Below are 19485 nucleotides of genomic sequence, written 5' to 3'. Positions count from 1 at the left end.
CTTTCCTCCTACCCTCTTACACCAAAATGTCTATATGTATCTTTTACTTCTTGATCTTTCTCTGCCAATAGAGTATTAAAGATCTCTTTTATATGATTTACAGTTATATCTCTTCCTCCAAGTCCGTATACATAGTTGATCATTTTAGGTCTTGGGCTACAGTCATAAAGTGCTGATCTTACCTCTGCAAAAACTGGTCCTCCAGCTGCTGAGAATCCTTCACATTTATCCATTACTGCTACCATTTTTACATTTTTAAGCGCTTGTGCTATTTCTTCCATAGGGAATGGTCTGAATACTCTGATTTTTAGAAGTCCAACTTTTTTACCTTCTTTTCTCATTTCTTCTATAGCTGCTTTAGCTGTTCCAGCAGTTGAGTTGATAACTACTATTGCTACTTCTGCATCGTCCAATTTATATTCTTCAAATAGTCCATATTTTCTTCCAGTAAGTTTTTCATACTCTGCTGCTACTTCAAGAATTACTTTTTTAGCATTCATCATAGCATGAGCTTGACTTACTTTATGTTCCATATAGTAAGAAACGATATCATATGGTCCTACTGCTGTAGGTCTTTTTGCATTTAGAAGATAATCTTCTGGGTTGTATTCTCCAACAAAAGCTTTAGCTTTGTCATCTTCTAATAATTCTATATTTTCAACAGCGTGGCTTGTGATAAATCCATCTTGACATACCATTACAGGAAGCTGAACATCTGGATGCTCTCCTATTCTGTTAGCTTGAAGCATATTATCATAAGCTTCTTGGTTTGTTTCACTATATAGCTGAATCCATCCAGCATCTCTTGCACCCATAGAGTCACTATGATCTGCATTGATATTGATAGGTCCTGTAAGGGCTCTGTTTACACAAGCTAAAGTTACAGGTAATCTTGCTGAAGATACTACATAAAGCATTTCCCACATCAATGCAAGTCCGCATGATGAAGTAGCAGTCATAGTTCTTGCTCCTGCTGCCTGTGATCCCATTGCAGCTGACATAGCGCTGTGCTCTGATTCCACTGGAATAAATTCACTGTCTACTGAACCATCAGCAACATATTGAGAGAAATATTGTGGTATTTCTGTCGATGGAGTGATTGGAAAAGCAGGCACTACATCTGGATTTATTTGTCTCATTGCTATTGCAATAGCTTCGTTTCCTGACATTCTTTCTCTTATACTCATTAATTCTACCTCCGAACTACTCTTTTATCAATTCTATTGCTTTGAATGGACATGCTTTAACGCAGATTCCACATCCTTTGCAATGATCCATATCGAAATCTAATCTCTTTCCATCTTTTACAGGTATCGCTGAATCTGGGCAGCAAGGAACACATAAAAGACAGTCAATACATTTATCTCTCAAAAGAACTGGCTTCATTGATCTCCAGTCTCCAGTTCTGAAGTGCTGAGCACTTCCAGCTTCATAAACCACTCCACCAGGAGTTATATCTCTCCAGCTAATATCTTCAGTAATTGGTACACCAGCTTTATTTTTCATTATTCTTTCACCTCATTCATAGAACGTACTAATGCAGCCATATTTCCTTTTAGTACTTCTGGTTTACTTGCAAATTTGTGCGCAAAAGAGTTTTCCATTGCTTCAAGGAAAGCTTTCTCTTCCATAACTCCACTTACTTTTACTACTGCTCCAAGCATAGGAGTGTTAGGGAAGTTCTTACCAAGAGTTTCCTCAGAAATAGTTCTTGCATCACAAGTACATACTCTTCCTTTGTATCCTTTTAAAAGAGCTTTAAATTCAGAAGCAGGTTTAGAACTATTGATAATGATAGCTCCATCCTCTTTAAGACCTTTAGTAACATCTACACTTTCGATAAGAGTTTCATCAACAACAACTACGAAATCAGGTTCATAAATGTTAGAATGAACAGTAACTCTTTCTTTAGAGATACGATTGTAAGCTGTAATAGGAGCACCCATTCTCTCAGGTCCATATTCTGGGAACCCTTGAACGAACATTCCACCACTGAATGCTGCATCTGCCAATAGTAAAGAAGCTGTTTTAGCTCCTTGACCTCCTCTTCCATGCCATCTTATTTCAAAAATTTCTTTCATAATTACCTTCCTTTAAGTATTTATTATAATATTTTAGTAATATTATTATGCCTCTACTGTTTCTTTCTTAGTTCTTTTTATTAAGTTAAATCCAGCAACTTTATTAACCATTATAGCAATAGCTCCATCTCCTGTTACGTTACAAGCAGTTCCAAAACTATCTTGAGTTAAGTAAAGTGCAATCATTAAAGATGTAAGTTCAGGACCAAATCCTAACATACTTTCTAATAATCCAAGTGCTGCCATTACTGCTCCACCTGGTACTCCTGGTGCTGCTACCATTGTTACTCCCAACATAAGGATGAATCCAAACATTCCTGAGAATGTAATAGGCATTCCGTGTAACATCATTACTGCCATTGAACAGCTTACTAAAGTAATTGTACTTCCTGATAAGTGGATAGTTGCACATAATGGAATTGTAAAGTCAGCGATTCCTTCATTTACTCCATTTTCTTTAGTTTGGTTAAGAGTAACTGGAATAGTTGCTGCTGATGATTGAGTTCCTATAGCTGTGAAATATGCTGGAAGCATTTTTCTTATTAATAATAGCGGGTTAGCTCCTGCTAAAGTTCCAGCTATTGTATATTGAATTAATAGGATAACAAAGTGAAGAATTATTATTATTCCAAATACTTTTGCGAATACTGACATGATTTTTACTATTTCTCCAGCATAAGTCATATTTGCAAAGATACCAGCTATATATAGAGGTAAGAATGGAATAATAATATTAGTTATTATCTTTTCAACTATTGTTTGGATTTCATTCATGAAGTTTTTAAGTGTTGTTCCTTCAACTACTGCAATTCCAATACCAATGATAAATGCCATAAGTAATGCAGTCATTACTCCCATGATCGGAGGCATATCAACTGTTAAATATCCAGTTAAAAGTCCTGCTTCTGGATGGCTTCCTTCTGCTAAAGCTGCTCCAGCTGGAAGTATCTTTCTAAGTAAGATAGAGTTTGTGAAGAATGCCAATGATCCAGATACGATTGTTGAACCATATGCAAGAACTGTAGTAACTGCTAGTAATTTCCCAGCTTTTTTACCTAAGTCTCCAATACCTGGTGCTACGAATCCTAAGATTATCAATGGGATAACGAATTGTAAAAAGTTTCCAAATAATCCATTAAATGTCATCATTATTCTTAATAATGGTACAAATCCAATTTTCCCGATTATGATACCTGCTATCAAACCTAGTATCAGTTTTGGTAGTAATCCTAATTTTTTCATAAATTTCCACTTCCCTTTTTATTTTTTTATATACTGATTTTTATTACCTACTTTTTATTAACCCGTTTATATTTTCTTATTAGTGAATGTCATATCCTGCTTCTATAATTTTGGCCTTTACAGCATCTCTATGAGCCATGTCACTACACTCTATTACAAGTGTTACTTCCTGCATTGTGATTCCTAATTCTACATTATACATACTTTGTGTTATGAAAAGTATATTTGCTCTATTTTGAGTTATCAAACTTAATAATTTTTCAGTTTCTCCAAATCTGTCATGTACTTTTACTTTAAATTCATATCTTCTTCCTGCATTGATTAAAGCTCTGTTCAGTACTCTCTCAATAAGGTTTACATCTATATTTCCTCCAGATACTACTGCACAAGTCTTTTTACCTTTACATTCAACTTTTCCTGCAAGTATCGCTGCTAAAGGTGTTGCCCCTGCTCCCTCTGCAACTACTTTACTTTTTTCCATCAAAAATAATATTGCTCTTGCTATTTCATCTTCTGTTACTGTTACTACTTCATCTACATATTGTTTTACTAATTCAAGAGTTTTGCATCCAACTTTTTTTACTGCTATTCCATCTGCTATTGTTGGTGTTGCACATACTTCACAACATTCTCCCTTTGCTAAAGCTTCTGTCATTGATGCAGCATTTGCTGATTCTACTCCGATTATTCTCACTGATGGATTGATAGATTTTATTGCTGTTGCTATTCCTGCAAGGATTCCTCCTCCTCCGATAGGAACAAGAACTGTATCTATATCTATCGCATCTTCTAATATTTCTAATCCAATAGTTCCTTGTCCTGAGATTACATAGTCATCATCAAATGGGTGTAGGAATATTGCTCCTGTCTCTTTTTGGATCTCACATGCTTTTGCAAAAGCATCATCATATACACTTCCGCATAATACTACTTCTGCTCCATATCCTTTTGTTGCTGCTACTTTTGCTATTGGTGCAGTTTCTGGCATTACTATTGTTGATTTTATCCCTTGCGCTGTTGCTCCTAAAGCTATTCCTTGTGCATGGTTTCCAGCTGATGAAGCTATTACTCCTTTTTTCTTTTCTTCTTCTGTTAAGTTAGCTATTCTGTTTAAAGCTCCTCTTAATTTAAATGATCCAGTTTTTTGAAGATTTTCAAGCTTGAATAAAACTTTTCCTCCAAGTTCTTTCTCTAGTGTAGGGCACTCTATTAAAGGTGTTCTTTTTATCGAATGCTCGATAGTTTCCTTTGCTTTTTTGATGGTTTCTAGTGTTACTGCCATGACTTTTCCTCCTTGGTATCAACCTGATTTAATAAATCATTCACATTTTAAATTCTACTGATTGATATTTTAATTAAAATCAATGTTTTTATAACTTACTTTTTCAATCTCAATACAACATAAAACAGTTGCTTGTGTTTAAAATTGATATACTAAGTTCTAAAACTTCATACTCTAATACGTTTCAAGTATAATACTACGGTCATATTTAGTCAACACTTTTTTATTGATGAAAGTAATATATTATATATGATTATTATATTTAATTTAAATTACAGAATAGTCAAAGTTCATTTTTTTTTACTACACTTTTTTTTAGATTATAAATAATTCTATTAAAAATATTAATGAAACCATTGATAAACATACTTTAGAAATAATCTTACATTACAAAAATTCAAAAAAGCATTTTGTTCGTTTATTTAGTACACAAGCAAAAATCGACCTTTTTTTGACAACAAAAAAATAGGAGTATTCCTCCTATTTTTTATAATTATTTTATAAAAATAAATTTTATCAATAGATTTTTTTTGAAAATCTCAATATATTTTTTCAATTTTTACATATCTGTTTTTTAGTTTTTCCCTATTATAAATATTTTTTAATTTTTATTTTTCACACTTATTTTTGATTATTTAATTCCCATCCAATTTGCTATAACTATTTTTTGAACTTCTGAAGTTCCTTCATATATTTCTGTGACTTTGGCATCTCTCAACATTCTTTCAACAGGGTATTTTTTCAAATATCCATTTCCTCCAAAGAGCTGTACTGCCTTTTCTGTAACTTTTAATGCAACTTTTGAAGCAAGGAATTTTGCCATTGATGCCATATGAGCATACTCTCCTTCACTGTCTTTTGTATCAGCAGCTCTATATGTCAAAAGTCTCACTGCATCTATTCTTGTTTGTAAATCAGCTAACAAAAATTGTGTATGTTGAAATTGAGATACTTTTTTCCCATTGACTTCTCTTTCTTTTACATATTTTATTGCTTCATCTAATGCTCCCTGAGCCAGTCCCACTGCTTGAGCTGCTACACCTATTCTTCCACCATTCAGTGTACACATAGCAATTTTGAATCCAGTTCCCTCTTTTCTCAGTAGGTTTTCTTTAGGAACTATACAGTTTTCGAAAATAAGCTCACATGTAGATGAACCTCTTACTCCCATTTTATCTTCTGGTTCTCCTATTGTAAATCCCTTTGCTCCTTTTTCTACTATGAATCCTGACAAATTATTTTCAGTTTTTTCCATATCTGTTTTAGCAAATACTACAAATATTTCTGCTTCAAGTGCATTAGTTATAAGGACCTTTTTTCCATTAAGTATGTACTTATCTCCATCTAATACTGCTGTCACTCTTGTTCCTGCCTGAGATTCTGTCCATCCAAATGCTCCTAGCTTTTCACCTTTTGCTAAAGGTACCAGATATTTTTCTTTCTGCATTTCATTTCCATATTGATATATGGGCCATGCACATAGTGAAGTATGAGCTGACATAATTACCCCAGTTGAAGCACAACCTTTTGAAAGTTCTTCTACAGCTGATATATATGCTTTTGTATCAAGTCCAGCTCCTCCATATTTCTTATCAAAAGGGATTCCCATCAATCCTTCAGCACCCATTCTTTTTAAATTCTCCATTGGGGCTTCTGCTTTTCTATCTACCTCTGCTGCTGCTGGTTTTACATATTTTTCTGTAAACTCTCTTACTTTTAAAATAAAATCCTCATGTTCTTTGTCAATTCTGAAATCCATATTATTCCTCCATCTATATAATTTACTTTATTACTTATTTTCAAGTTAATTTTAGCACAAAGCATTGATAAAATAAAATTATATATTTTTATATTCGAATAACATTTTCTTATATATAAAATATCAAAATTAATGATTCCTTGATTTAGCTGTCTCTTCTGTGCTATATTTTACTTAGGAATAATTACAAAGCGAGGATGATGTTATGTATGAATTGATACAAGTGGGAAAGAATACTTATTATATAGAATCTCCAGCAAAAATTGGACTTTACAGAGTCAATGAAAATGATGTATATCTCATAGACAGTGGAAATGATAAAAATGCTGGAAGAAAAGTCAGACAGATACTTGAAAAAAACAACTGGAATCTTAAAGCTATAGTCAATACACATTCTAATGCTGATCATATTGGTGGAAACTGTTATCTTCAACAGCAGACTGGATGCCAGATATTTTCCAATGGAATAGAAACTGCTTTTACTAAACATCCTATTCTTGAGACTTCTTTTCTCTATGGAGGGTATCCTCCTAGAGATCTTCGTCATAAATTTCTTATGGCTAATGAAAGTGATGCTCTTGATATAAGTGATACGAATTTCCCAAAAGAGTTAGAAGTAATTCACCTTCCGGGACATTTTTTTCATATGATAGGATTGCGTACTCCAGATAATGTAGTATTTCTTGCTGACTGTATCAGCAGTAAAGCTGTACTTGAAAAATATCAGATAACTTTTATTTATGATGTTGCTGCTTTTTTAGATACTCTTGATCTTATAGAAAATATGGAAGCTGATATCTACATTCCAGCTCATACAGAAGTTATGACTGATATAAAAGAGCTTGTATCGCTGAATAGAAAAAAGGTCTTTGAAGTAGCTGATAAGTTATTGGAATTTTGTGCTGAACCTACAAATTTTGAATCTATCCTGCAAAAAGTATTTAACGAGTATGGACTTACAATGAACTTTGAGCAGTATGTCCTAGTTGGAAGTACAGTTCGTTCTTTTCTTTCGTGGCTAAGAGATAACAATAAAGCTGATGTTATTTTTGAAAATAATATGCTTTTATGGAAAACCATTTAAAACTTAAAAATGGATGACTCCAATTTCTAAAATTTAATTTAGATTTGGGATCATCCATTTTATATTATCAATATTATTTTTCAAGCATTTTTATATATTCTTTAACTATTTTTTCTACATAATCCTGACAATCTTTTGCTGTGCTAGGATCATATTTTCCACCATTTGTTTTATTATTTGATAAAACTCTAACTGTAAGGAATGGTACCTTGTATGCTTCACAAATCAAAGCAGCACTGGCAGCTTCCATTTCTTCCACACTTGATCCAAACTCTTCATGAAGCCAGTTTATTCTGTCAATTTCATTATTCCAGAAGTTAGCTGAAGCCACAGTCCCTTCTACAACTTTTCCTCTTTTATATTGACTTTTTACTGCATTTGCAGCTTTTAAAAGCATAGGATTTCCTTCGTAATAACGAACTTTTTCTGCATCTGTACCTTCTCCAGCACTTCCTTCAGAAGCCATTACATCCATAGGCAGCCATTCAAAAGGATTGCTTCCCTCTTTTTCATTTTTAGTTAGAGTTTTAAAGTTTCCAGCATTGAATGTTCTCTTTCCTAGAACAATATCTCCAACATTTAAAGACTTGTCATGTCCTCCAGAAGTTCCCTGATTTATTATAGCTGCTGGCTTGAATCTTTCTATTGCAATAGCAGTTGCAGCAGCAGTATTTTCCATTCCCTTGCTTGTTTTAGTAACAATTACAGGATATCCTTCTAATGTTCCTATGTAGAAAATATAGTTTCCTGTTCTTTCCTCTCTTACATTTTCAAGTCTTGCAGCTAAATTTTGAGCTTCAATAGGCATAGGTCCTTGAATTATTATAGGCTGCTTTGGTACTGAATGTGATGGTACAGTTACACTTTTAACCTGTGCATAAACTGCTGAAGCTGAAAGCACCATCAACAATAAAACTTTTTTGAATAAATTTTTCATCATTTCCTCCTTAGATATTTTAATATATTAGATTCTAGTATAATATAATATTAATTGTATTTTGACAAGATATTTTCATATATATTTTGTAAATTTTTAAGATTAAGGGTATAATATAAGAGTATTTTAAATTCATCATAAAAATAACTTTTTAGAAGAAAAGATATATTCAGGAGGTATCATTGTGAAAAAAACAAAAATAATATGTACCATTGGACCAAGCTCTGAAACAAAAGAAACTCTAAAAGAACTTCTTAAATCAGGAATGAATATGATGAGATTGAATTTCTCTCATGGAAATTATGAAGAACACAAAGAAAAAATAGATAATTTCAGAGCAGCTCAAGCTGAAACAGGTATCAGAGCAGCTCTTATGCTTGATATTAAAGGACCTAAAATAAGAACTACTAAACTTAAAGATGGAAAAAATGTAAATATAGTGGCTGGACAGGAATTTATTATCACTACTGACAAATCTGTAATTGGTGATGAAACAATAGCAGCAGTTACTTATGAGGATATTATACAAGACGTTAAAATAGGAGAGAAACTTCTTATTGATGATGGGCTTTTACAATTCAGCATAAAAGAAATCGTTGGAAATAAAATTATATGTATAGCTTTAAATAATGGAGAGCTTGGAGAAAACAAAGGTGTCAATCTTCCAAAAGCTAAAGTAAGTCTTCCTGCTATATCTGAAAAAGATAAAAACGACCTTATTTTCGGCTGCCAGCAAGGTGTTGATTATGTAGCTGCTTCATTTATTAGAAAAGCTGATGATGTAAAAGATGTAAGAAAAGTATTAGATGAAAATGGTGGAAAAGATATTCTTATAATATCTAAAATAGAAACTCAGGAAGGAATAGACAACTTTGATGAAATATTAAAAGTTTCAGATGGTATCATGGTAGCAAGGGGAGATCTTGGAGTAGAAATTCCTATTGAAGATGTTCCTATTGCTCAAAAGATGATGATAGAAAAGTGTAATATTGTTGGTAAAGTAGTTATTACAGCCACTCAAATGCTTGATTCTATGATTAAAAATCCTAGACCTACAAGAGCAGAAGTAAATGATGTGGCTAATGCAATTCTTGATGGAACTGATTGTATCATGCTTTCTGGAGAATCTGCTAATGGTAAGTACCCAGTAGAAGCAGTTAGAGTAATGACTAGAATATCTGAAAAAATCGATCCCCTTGTTTCTAAGAAAAATTATTTTACAGAAAATATGACAATCACTACTGCTGTTACTAAGGGTACTGCTGAAATAAGTGAATCTCTTGGTACAAAAGTTATAGTTGTTGCAACTCAATCAGGAAGAGCAGCCAGAGATATGAGAAGATATTTCCCAAAAGCTGAAATTGTAGCAATTACCAATAATGAAAAAACTGCTAATCAGCTTCTTATTGTAAGAGGAATCACTCCTTTCATTGACGGACAGCCTGAAAGTCTGGATTCATTCTTCCAATTAGCAGAAAAAGTCTCTGTAGATCTGAAACTGGCTACAAAAGATGATGTTATAATTGCAAACTGTGGAGAATCTATATTTAAAGTTGGAACTACCAACTCTATCAAATTAATAAAAATATCTTAAAATAAACAGGTGCTGGTACTAAAAAAGTATCAACACCTGTTTTATTATTCTTTACTTTCCATTTCTAATTTTTTCCCATCATAGACATAATCTTTAAAATCTACTTTAAAGAATAGTGCATATATTACAGGAATTATTCCAAGAGCCAGTACTGTATCAGTTGCCAGCCCAAATATCAATACTACTGCCAAAGGCTGAAACAAAGGTCCTCCAAAGAAATACAGAGGCATAAGCCCCATAAGTGTAGTGGCAACTGTTAAAAATATTGGTCTCAATCTTGACTGACATCCAAACACTATTGCATCCTGATCATTTCTTCCTATATCATCTTTTTCTATAGTCATTTTATCCACAAGAATAATAGCATGATTCAAAACTACCCCTGCCAGTGAAATTATTCCTATAATAGCCATAAATCCAAGCTGGGTATTTGTACATAAAAGTCCTACTGCTATCCCTGGTATAGATAAAGGAATTACAAGCATTATTGACAATCCTTTTTTTACAGAATTAAACTGTCCTATTACCAGTAAAAACATAACAAGTAATGCTGTTGGAACAGCTTGAAACAATGCTCCCTCATTTTCAGAAGAAGTTTTCATTATACCTGCTGGATAATATTTAATCTCTGGACCCCACTCCTTTAATTTTTCAGTGAGCCACGGAATTATTTCATCATTCACTTCTGGTGGAGTATATCCATCTTGTATTCCAGCATCTACTTCTATTCCATATGACATATCCCTTGTATACACAAAGTCTGGAACATATTCCACTTTAATATCTGCTATCTGGTTAAGCGGTACTGACACTCCTGATGGAGTCATAAACTGTATAGTCTCTATATTTGTAATATCATCTTTATATGATCTGCTCCCTTTAAGCATTACAGGAATAATAGTACTTTTTGGGGGAGCTTCAAAATTTCTATATACAGTGGCATTTGTTCCCTGTAATATAAATTGAAGAGTTTTTCCAACTACACTATTTGACAGACCAGCTTTTTTAGCTTTTTCCTGATTTATATTTATTGTTATTCTAGGAACATCATTTCCCCAGTTATTGCTTACAGCTCTTATACCTTTTACTGTTTTTATTTTTTCTTCAAATTCCTTTGATACTTTTTTCAGCAGCTCTACATTATCTGAAACAAATACATATCCTAAATCTTTTTCTAAAGATACTCCGCTTCCCATACCTTTAGTAGTTATATCTATTCCAGGATATTTACTCTGCATATATAGATTAATTTCAGAACTTAGTTTTTTTATTATTCTATAGTCTGTGACATTGTACATTACATAGGCATATTCTGGAAGCCTTGTTTCAGGCTGATAACTTGTAGAATATTTAGGAGCTCCTCCCCCTATAAATATTCCCCAGCTCAATATTCCCTGTTTCTTATATTTTTTATCTGTACCTCCAGTAGTTATATAGTTCCACAAAGAAGGAGAAAGGGGTTCCTGCTCCCCAGTACTGTAATTTTTCTTTATAAATTCATTTAAGTCATTTACCACTTCTGCTGTACGATTGATATCTGTACCTTTTGGCATTCTTATATATGTAGACATTACAGGGTCTGTAGAATCCGGCATAAAGTTTTTAGGTACTACTCCTAAAAGTACAAGTCCAAGGCAGAAAGCTCCTATGGTTGCACATATAGATATCTTTTTATTCTTCAACAATGTTGTAAGAACTTTTCTGTAAATAAGATAAGGCTTGGAATCCATATTCTGCTTGCTTCCAGATTTTACTTTCAGAAAATCATAACACAGTAACGGAATAAGGGTCTGATTAATAAGCCAAGAACCAAGGAGTGCAAGGAGTACAACTATTGTAAGAGGTCCTACATATTCTCCCATATTCTCTTTATTTAATATAATGGGAGAAAAGGCTACTATTGTAGTAAGAGAACTTACAAGAAGAGGAACAGCTAGCATTTTACCAGATTCCAGACAGGCATCCATCCTGCTTTTCCCCTCCTGCATCAGCACCATTATATTTTCCGACATCACTACTGCGTTATCTACCAGCATTCCCAGAGCAATTATCAAACCTGCCAGTGTTATCTGATTTATTCCATAGCCGAGATAGTATAATCCAATTATAGTGAAAGCAATAGATGTTGGTGTCAGTGCTGCTACTATTAATCCAGAACGAAGTCCCAGACATAGAAGCATTACAATTACTATTGTCACTATTGCCTGCACCAAGTTAGCTATGAAAGAAGTTACTTTATCCTGCACCAGATCCGGCTGATAATAAATCTGTCCAACTTCTATTCCAATGGGAAGTTTACTCTTAAAGTCTTTCAAAACACTTTTTATTCCTTTGCTCATTACCAAGACATCTTCTTTATCTCCAAGAGATACTCCCAATGTTATAGCTTTATCTCCATTATATGAAATCATATAATCAGAAGGATCCTGATAAGTTTTTTCCACTTTGGCTATTTCTTTCAGATAAATAGCATTTTGCCCATTTGAATCTGTTATTATAGTATTTTCTATATCTTTTATATTTTTAAAATTTCCTGTTGGAGATATTTTTATTCTGTAATCATCAGATACTACATCTCCTCCATTTTCTATTACATTGACATTTTGAAGTGTTTCTATTATATTGCTCATTGATATTTTAGATTGTGAAAGCCTTTCATTATCCACTTTTACATAGATAACTTCATTTTGTACTCCACTTATATCTATTCTTCCTATTTGCGGCACTGAAAACAGAAGCTTCGCTTTCAGATTTTCAGCTGTCTTATACAGTTCCTCATAGGAATAACTATCCCCGCTTATTGTGAGGAGTGTACCATATATATCTCCAAAATATGTATTAATTATTGGTGTCTGCACTCCCTCTGGAAGAGCAGGTACAACAAAAGTATTTATTCTGTTCCTCAGCTCCTGCCAGATTGGAACTAAATCTCTGTTTCCGCTTTTAATATTTACATAAACATTTGACTGCCCCGGTATATTTTTTGAATCTACATAATCCAAAGTTTCTATATTTTGTATCTGATCTGCTATCTTTTTACTTACTAAATCAGCCATCTGTTTAGAAGTCGCCCCCGGCCAGTTAGTTGTTATGAGAGCTACCTTTACTGTAAACCCCGGATCCTCTGATTTTTCTGACTTTTCATATGACATATACCCCACCAAAAGAAGAGTTATAAATATCAGATAGGTAGTTACTTTGTTTTTTAAAGCTACATCTGTAAGTTTCATCTAATTTTTCACTCCTTCCAACAGAGAAACTTCCTGACCATTTTGAATCTGTGAAACTCCTTTTATAATTATATATTCTCCAGATTGTACCCCATCAAGTATCTCTATCCCATTTTGATTTATCTCTCCAGTTTTTACCAATCTTTTATCAGCATGTCCTATTTCATCATTTATATCAGTGATTATATAAACATATGGTCTGTTCTCTGAATCCTTTAATATTGCTTCAAATGGAACTGTTATATTCTCTTTTTCCTTAGACTCTAAAAGTACATTTGCAGTCATTCCCACTCTCACATTTTCAGGAACATCTTCCAGTTTAGCCTTTACAGGATAAGTATTTCCAAATTCATTTGATACAGTTCCTATATTAGTTATCTTCCCAGTAATAAGTGCTCCTGGAATAAAATCTATAGTTACCAGTACCTTTTCTCCCTCTTTCAAAGTAGGTACTGCTGTTTCAGAAACATTAAATTCTACTGTTTTATCTCCAGAAGTATTCAATATAAATACTGGAGTTTGCGGACTTACAGATTGATTAACTTCACTTTTTACCTCTCCAATAGTTCCTTCTGCTGGAGCCTTAAGCTCTGTATATCCCAGTTGAATTTTTGCCAGATCAACACTATTTTTTAAAGCATTCATTGTTGCAGCTGCTGATCTGTATGAAGCCACTGCATTATCATAACTGGCTTTTGATATACTGTTTTCTAAATATAAAGCCTGTGCTCTTTCATAGCTTGACCTTGCTTCTGTATATCCTGCTCTTCCTTTTTCCAGTTCTGCCAGAGCTTTTTGATAATTTACTTTATATTCTGTTGGGTCAAGAGCTGCCAATACTTCTCCTTTTTTTACATGATCTCCAAGCTGTGCTGTCCTTTTTTCAATAGTTCCAGATACTCTGAAGCTAAGGCTTGATAACGCTTGGGATTTTATCACTCCCACATAATTTTTAGGAATGTTTTCATCAGTTTTCTTTGCAATTTTATATACAACAGGTCTTACAGCCATGTCATATTTATATTCCTGTTCCTTTTTTCCACAGGCACTTACTGCCAATGCTAAAATTGATATTATTAATATTTGCTTTTTCATTATTTATACTCCTTTAAAATGCTGGATAATTGATTCCTCAACTGCTCTTTTTCATTTTGAGCCATTGTCAGAGATGATTTTCCATATAGATTTTCTAACTTTAATATAGAGTTCAGAAGACTATAATTTTTTATTGTATTTTCTAAACGTTGAGACAATGCATTATTCTGAGCATCTAAAAAATCTGTAATATTTATACTTCCATTTGAATAAAGATTTTTTACTATCTTCATATTTTTTTCTGCTGCTTCTGCTGCCTGTTTAGAAGTATAGGTTTGTATATAGTTAGTTAGAAATTCATTGAAAGATTGAGACACTGCCTGTGATAATTGAGATTCTGTTATTTTTTTAGTATAGTTTAATGAATCTATCTCACTTTGAAGAGATTTTCTTTTATAGTGTATCTCTCCTCCTGAAATAAGAGGAAGAGTTATCTTCACACCAGCCTGCCAATATTCATCTTCACCATTAGGTGGATAATTTCTATTTTTCCCCCATGGCTCTATCATATTGTCTTTATTGTATTGAGCAAAGGCTTCTATTTTAGGAATTATTCTCTCTCTTCCTGCTGATGAATATTCCCTTTTCTTTCCTTTTATCTCATTTTCTATAATATTCAGATTATTAGAGTTTTTTAATGCTCCTTCAAAAAGGAACTGCTCAATAGCATCATTTTTTTCACTGTTTACAAAGAAACTGCTGAAATTTCTATTGAATACAAAATATCTTGATATATTTTCCAGCTCTTCAAAAGCGTACTGCTGATTTTTAGGAAGATCAAGATAAGTATTTAACTGGATAGTTGACTGCCTTATCTGATTTTTTACAGAGACGATATTTGAATAAGCTTCAGAAACACTTGATTCCAATCTGTAGATATCCTGTACTCCCCCTGCTCCTACTTTATAATTTATATTTGCTATTTTCAGACTTTCTTTAAGGAGATCATAATTGCTCTCCTGTATTTTCAACTGTGCATTTAATTGCAGAATATTCAGATAAGTAGAAGATATGTAATAAATAATATCCAGCTTCTGCTGCTCCAGATCAGACCTCTTGCTTTCCATAGCCAATTTTGAAAGATATACATTTGTATTCAGCTGCTCACTATAAATCACTTGAGATAGCTGCAAATATGATTTTGCTGAGTTCTGCTGTGCTTTGTTAAATACCACATCATTACTCTTTTTATCCAGAAATGTTCCGTCTATATTTGCTGATAACTGAGGTAATCTATATGAATTACTTACATTTACATCATATTTGCTTGTTGTCAGATCCTGATTCTTTTTCAGAATTTCAAGGTTGTTTTTCAATCCAATTTCTACAGCACTTTTTAAATCTAACTTCTTTAATTCCACTTTCTTTTTATTTATAACTGATACTTCTTGCATTACGCTTAGAGGAAGACTGTAACCAATTTGTATTCCAACCTCTTCATTGTAAAAGAGTTCTCCCTCTGGAGAAGTTATTTTTTCTATCTTGCTGATTCCATCTCCTGTTTTAAAATAAATATAGTTTAGTACAGAAGCTTTAATTCTTTTTCCAAGTTCATCATTCATGTTGTAGCCCATGAAAGCATATTTATCTAAAGAATTTTCATAATCAGCTAAAAGAGTGGGAACATTTTCTCTTTCAGATTCCTCTAAAAATTCTCTAGTGGCTTTTTGAATATTTATTCTGACAGAACTATTTTGATACTTTTCTCCCACTTTCTTCATATCATTGTCAGATAAATTAGATACAGCTATATTTATTTCAGAGACCCCCGGTATTTCCTTTATTATCTTTATTCCTTTATCTAGATTTAATTCTCCATAGATATAGCTCACATTTTTAGGTACAGCTTTTTGACTTTTTTCAAAATTCAATGGGAAAAAATACAGCTTATTTTTGTTTAATTCCTTATAACTCCCAAGTTTTGAACTGCTGAATACAAAGATAGAATCCAGTTCTTTATCTCTGCTCATTTCTTTTAATACCTGCTCCAAATTATTTTTACCAAGATAATTCACCTTGGATATTTTAGGAATATATCCTGTCTTTGAAAAATCTTTATCCAGTTCTTTTTGCAGGAGTTCCTTTATATTTTGAGAAAAATTTGAATTATTATCAAATATAACTCCTACATCCAAATCTTTCGAAAAAACACATAAGCTCCAAAGTATGAGCCCAGATAAGATTAAAATCTTCCTTTTCATAAAAAATTTTTACCTCCATTATTTAAATTTTATTTCTTATCAATTCAAAAATAGTTATCAAATACCCTGATTTTATTTTCTGTTTTTACTTTATTCACAACATCTTTTCATTGTGAACAAACAGGGATTGATATTTAGGTCATTAGAAATAAATAAAACTTTCCTTTTTTATTTTTCAGATTTTATCTTTTTACAACAAAAAAAGAAGCTATTTTTACAATAGCTTCTCTTTTTCTAAACTATATTTTTTCTAAGAAGTAAGAATGTAGTTTTTGGAGTAAACACATTCATGCAAGTTATCTTCTCTTGTTCATTTTTTCACAAAACAAACATTAAATTAACAACCTGAGTAAATAATACTATATTTAATACGCTATTTCAAGCTTTTTCTTTTGCTCAAATCTTTCTCTAATCAGTTCCTTTCTTTAAACTAAAGAACTTTTATCAAAAAATTTTTTGTTTGGCTATTTATTTTCTTCCAAAAGATAGGGGAAGTTCCAAACCATTCTCTTCCAGCAAGTTTTTGTCTGACAATATATTTTCTGTATTTCCATCTTTTATTATCTTTCCCTTTGATATGAGAATTGCCCTGTTGCAAGTATCAAGTATCATATCTAAATCATGAGAAGCAATTATCTTTATACCCTTTATGGAGTTTAAAATATTTATCAAATTTCTTCTATTTTTAGGGTCAAGAGCTACAGAAGGCTCATCAAATAATATGATTTCTGGTTCTATTGAAAGAATTGTAGCGAGAGAAACAAGTTTTTTCTGCCCTCCTGACAACTGATAAATCATTCTGTCTTTGAGATTTTCTATGTTGACCATTTCCATAGCTTTAGCAACACACTTTTCCACTTCTTCCTCTGAATATCCATAATTACGTGGAGCAAAGGCTATATCTTCATATACATTTGACATAAAAAGCTGACTGTCAGAATCCTGAAATACATAGCCGATTTTTTTTCGTATATCTGATAAAGTAGATTTCTTTACCTCTGTTCCATCTATTTCTATTTTTCCAGTATAATCAGAGAGCAGACCTATTATCAGTTTTAAAAGAGTAGATTTCCCAGCCCCATTTTCTCCTATGATTCCTATTGTTTCCCCTTCAGATATTTTTAAGTTGATATCTGAGAGAACTTCTTTAAATCCTCCATAGGAAAAAGTAAGCTGTTCTATTTTTATTCTCTCCATTTATGCCTCCACATAATTTTAATAAAATCTCAAAATTCCTATTACCCCAATCCAAAATATGCAGTAGAGATAACTTTTCATCAAGGGTTCTTTAGAAGGTTTTCTTTTAAACTCTCCATCGAATCCCCTTAACAGCATACTTTCATAAACTATCTGGGCTCTGTCTATACTTCGTAAAAGGAGCATTCCAACCATAGATCCCCATACTTTTATATGTATTCCCTTTTGGTTTGGGGCACGAAGCTCATATGCCAGTGTCATTCTCTCTACTTCTTTTAGAAAGAGAATAATATATCTGTAAATAAGAAGCACAAGGGTCACAAATACTTTTGGAACATGAATAATTCTCAAAGCATAACATATCTCTTCTATAGAAGTTACAACTATAAGAAAATATGATGCAAGAACAGCCAGTATCCCTTTTATCATCAATGTCATCATAGATATTACTCCACCAGTAATTTTCACTGTACCTATATCTATAAGGACTTTTTTATCAAAAAAAGGATTGGCTATTCCAATAACGCATACAATTACAAGAACTGCTCTCAACTGCTTTATGCTTTGTTTTAATGACACATTTCCCAAAATAAAAACAGCAAATATATATGTACTCATTCCCAGCAGTCTAATTAAATCATACTTATGAAAAGATATTAAAGCATATATATAAAAGAAAGTGACAATCATTTTAGCTAATGGATGAATATTATTAATCCATTTATTTTGCAATGACATTCTATCCAGATAGTGTATAGTATGTATTGCCTCATTTACTTTACTCATTTTCAGATTTTCCTTTGAAGAAATTGAAGAGATAGCAGCTGACAATACACAAAACTATTACTGCTATTCCACCAAATATTCCTGAGAATGATGTTCCTAAAATTGATTCAGAACCCTTGAAAGAATAATCTGGGAACAGTGCTGTTATTCCTTGTATTTTTTCAGCTGCTTCATATGCTATTCCTGATGAAGCTAATTCTGTAGAACCAGCTATTTTTTCAATAGACCATTCCAGTCCGTCTGGATGTGAAGAAGCCATTAATGATAACAGCCCTCCTATAACAGAAGCTGCTGCTGCTAAAATAATTATTGTATTTTTATACGATACTTTTCCTTCCTTTTCCAGTGATATGTCCTTTCCTTTCCATAAAAGTTCTGGTCTTGCTTCATACACAAAACACAGTACAGATGCTGTAATCAATCCTTCCACCAATCCAATAGCCAGATGGATAGGCTGCATAGTTGAAACAAAAACTGCAAATGGAAGCTCTGTAATATTTGAAGCTAGCGTCTGCAAAGTTACAGAAAAAGCTCCAAGCTGTAGAGTTAAAATAGAACCAAGTACAGAAGCAAAAATAATTTTCTTTTTAGTTATTCCCTTTGCCATAGTATATTTCCATATGATCATAGCTCCAATAAAGCACCCATAAAAAGCCATGTTCCAAACATTAGCACCAAAAGCTAATATTCCTCCATCAGCAAATAAAAGGCATTGAATAAATAAAACTCCTATCATTGTTAAAAACCCTGCATAGGGACCTAGTACTGCTGATAAAAGCATTCCTCCACATAGATGTCCTGAAGAGCCTGTTCCCGGAATAGTAAAATTTATCATTTGGGCAGCAAATACAAAAGCTCCCATTATTCCCATCAATGGAATTTTTTTAGGATCATTTTCCAAGCTGAGCTTTTTCATTGAATATCTTGCAGCTCCTGCTGAAAAGATATACATAGCTCCAGCTACTGTTGGTGCAATTAATGCATCTGCCATATGCAT

General features: G+C 32.7%; 15 protein-coding genes. 2 read left to right on the top strand and 13 right to left on the bottom strand.

Annotation, left to right across the window (positions count from 1 at the left end; translation table 11 throughout):
• Positions 1–8: 8 nt before the first annotated feature.
• The 6 genes from porA to C4N20_RS13120 all read right to left on the bottom strand — a co-directional run bounded on the left by porA (position 9) and on the right by C4N20_RS13120 (position 6364).
• The gene (gene porA / locus C4N20_RS13145) at positions 9–1187 is read right to left on the bottom strand and encodes a 2-ketoisovalerate ferredoxin oxidoreductase subunit alpha (RefSeq protein WP_005978268.1); all 1179 of its coding nucleotides are present in this window, start codon (positions 1185–1187) and stop codon (positions 9–11) included.
• A gap of 16 nt (positions 1188–1203) precedes the next feature.
• Complete coding sequence (locus tag C4N20_RS13140) at positions 1204–1506, bottom strand: 4Fe-4S binding protein (RefSeq protein ID WP_005978265.1); 303 nt, start codon at positions 1504–1506, stop codon at positions 1204–1206.
• Positions 1506–2081 (bottom strand): 2-oxoacid:acceptor oxidoreductase subunit gamma family protein, encoded by a 576-nt coding sequence (locus tag C4N20_RS13135; protein WP_005978261.1) that lies wholly within the window; start codon positions 2079–2081, stop codon positions 1506–1508. Before C4N20_RS13135 ends, C4N20_RS13140 begins: the two co-directional genes overlap by 1 nt.
• Before the next feature lie 45 nt (positions 2082–2126).
• Positions 2127–3323 carry a dicarboxylate/amino acid:cation symporter gene (locus tag C4N20_RS13130; RefSeq protein ID WP_005977966.1) on the bottom strand — a complete coding sequence of 399 codons (1197 nt, stop codon included), beginning with the start codon at positions 3321–3323 and terminating at the stop codon, positions 2127–2129.
• A 79-nt stretch (positions 3324–3402) separates the two neighbouring features.
• Entirely contained in the window at positions 3403–4605 is a 1203-nt protein-coding gene (gene ilvA, locus C4N20_RS13125) for a threonine ammonia-lyase (protein WP_005977969.1), read from the bottom strand.
• Positions 4606–5236: 631 nt separating this feature from the next.
• Positions 5237–6364: an acyl-CoA dehydrogenase family protein gene (locus tag C4N20_RS13120; protein WP_005977972.1), complete on the bottom strand. Its 1128-nt coding sequence runs from the start codon at positions 6362–6364 to the stop codon at positions 5237–5239.
• 205 nt (positions 6365–6569) lie between these two features.
• Between C4N20_RS13120 and C4N20_RS13115 the strand changes: the two genes are divergently transcribed.
• Positions 6570–7448, top strand: a complete 879-nt coding sequence (locus C4N20_RS13115) for an MBL fold metallo-hydrolase (protein WP_005977975.1) — start codon at positions 6570–6572, stop codon at positions 7446–7448.
• 73 nt (positions 7449–7521) lie between these two features.
• Here the strand turns inward: C4N20_RS13115 and C4N20_RS13110 are convergent, their stop codons facing one another.
• Positions 7522–8385: a 5'-methylthioadenosine/S-adenosylhomocysteine nucleosidase gene (locus C4N20_RS13110; RefSeq protein WP_005977978.1), complete on the bottom strand. Its 864-nt coding sequence runs from the start codon at positions 8383–8385 to the stop codon at positions 7522–7524.
• Positions 8386–8569: 184 nt separating this feature from the next.
• Between C4N20_RS13110 and pykF the strand changes: the two genes are divergently transcribed.
• Complete coding sequence (gene pykF, locus C4N20_RS13105) at positions 8570–9979, top strand: pyruvate kinase PykF (protein ID WP_005977981.1); 1410 nt, start codon at positions 8570–8572, stop codon at positions 9977–9979.
• A 44-nt stretch (positions 9980–10023) separates the two neighbouring features.
• Here the strand turns inward: pykF and C4N20_RS13100 are convergent, their stop codons facing one another.
• From C4N20_RS13100 to C4N20_RS13075, 6 genes are all read right to left on the bottom strand, one after another.
• On the bottom strand, positions 10024–13209 hold the full coding sequence (locus tag C4N20_RS13100) for an efflux RND transporter permease subunit (protein WP_005977982.1): 3186 nt from the start codon (positions 13207–13209) through the stop codon (positions 10024–10026).
• Positions 13210–14304, bottom strand: coding sequence for an efflux RND transporter periplasmic adaptor subunit (locus C4N20_RS13095; RefSeq protein WP_005977984.1), 1095 nt, complete (start codon positions 14302–14304; stop codon positions 13210–13212). It abuts the gene before it with no gap.
• Entirely contained in the window at positions 14304–16505 is a 2202-nt protein-coding gene (locus tag C4N20_RS13090; RefSeq protein WP_005977986.1) for a TolC family protein, read from the bottom strand. Before C4N20_RS13090 ends, C4N20_RS13095 begins: the two co-directional genes overlap by 1 nt.
• A gap of 468 nt (positions 16506–16973) precedes the next feature.
• A complete protein-coding gene (locus tag C4N20_RS13085; RefSeq protein WP_005977998.1) occupies positions 16974–17702 on the bottom strand; it encodes an energy-coupling factor ABC transporter ATP-binding protein in 729 nt (242 codons plus the stop codon).
• Between the two features lie 18 nt (positions 17703–17720).
• The gene (cbiQ, locus tag C4N20_RS13080; protein ID WP_005978001.1) at positions 17721–18488 is read right to left on the bottom strand and encodes a cobalt ECF transporter T component CbiQ; all 768 of its coding nucleotides are present in this window, start codon (positions 18486–18488) and stop codon (positions 17721–17723) included.
• A complete protein-coding gene (locus C4N20_RS13075) occupies positions 18481–19485 on the bottom strand; it encodes an energy-coupling factor ABC transporter permease (protein ID WP_005978003.1) in 1005 nt (334 codons plus the stop codon). The genes cbiQ and C4N20_RS13075 overlap by 8 nt, the downstream gene beginning before the upstream one ends.

Source organism: Fusobacterium ulcerans, from assembly GCF_003019675.1.
Lineage (GTDB): Bacteria > Fusobacteriota > Fusobacteriia > Fusobacteriales > Fusobacteriaceae > Fusobacterium_A > Fusobacterium_A ulcerans.
Note: the sequence above shows the minus strand (reverse complement) of the source record. Positions and strands in the feature narration are given on the sequence as shown.

Excerpts from the sequence above, each read along its gene's own strand:
- ilvA (WP_005977969.1), bottom strand. The coding sequence starts at position 4,605 with ATGGCAGTAACACTAGAAACCATCAAAAAAGCAAAGGAAACTATCGAG.
- C4N20_RS13100 (WP_005977982.1), bottom strand. The coding sequence starts at position 13,209 with ATGAAACTTACAGATGTAGCTTTAAAAAACAAAGTAACTACCTATCTG.
- C4N20_RS13095 (WP_005977984.1), bottom strand. The coding sequence starts at position 14,304 with ATGAAAAAGCAAATATTAATAATATCAATTTTAGCATTGGCAGTAAGT.
- C4N20_RS13110 (WP_005977978.1), bottom strand. The coding sequence starts at position 8,385 with ATGAAAAATTTATTCAAAAAAGTTTTATTGTTGATGGTGCTTTCAGCT.
- C4N20_RS13135 (WP_005978261.1), bottom strand. The coding sequence starts at position 2,081 with ATGAAAGAAATTTTTGAAATAAGATGGCATGGAAGAGGAGGTCAAGGA.
- C4N20_RS13120 (WP_005977972.1), bottom strand. The coding sequence starts at position 6,364 with ATGGATTTCAGAATTGACAAAGAACATGAGGATTTTATTTTAAAAGTA.
- C4N20_RS13140 (WP_005978265.1), bottom strand. The coding sequence starts at position 1,506 with ATGAAAAATAAAGCTGGTGTACCAATTACTGAAGATATTAGCTGGAGA.
- C4N20_RS13130 (WP_005977966.1), bottom strand. The coding sequence starts at position 3,323 with ATGAAAAAATTAGGATTACTACCAAAACTGATACTAGGTTTGATAGCA.
- C4N20_RS13075 (WP_005978003.1), bottom strand. The coding sequence starts at position 19,485 with ATGCATATGGCAGATGCATTAATTGCACCAACAGTAGCTGGAGCTATG.
- cbiQ (WP_005978001.1), bottom strand. The coding sequence starts at position 18,488 with ATGAGTAAAGTAAATGAGGCAATACATACTATACACTATCTGGATAGA.
- C4N20_RS13115 (WP_005977975.1), top strand. The coding sequence starts at position 6,570 with ATGTATGAATTGATACAAGTGGGAAAGAATACTTATTATATAGAATCT.
- porA (WP_005978268.1), bottom strand. The coding sequence starts at position 1,187 with ATGAGTATAAGAGAAAGAATGTCAGGAAACGAAGCTATTGCAATAGCA.
- C4N20_RS13090 (WP_005977986.1), bottom strand. The coding sequence starts at position 16,505 with ATGAAAAGGAAGATTTTAATCTTATCTGGGCTCATACTTTGGAGCTTA.
- C4N20_RS13085 (WP_005977998.1), bottom strand. The coding sequence starts at position 17,702 with ATGGAGAGAATAAAAATAGAACAGCTTACTTTTTCCTATGGAGGATTT.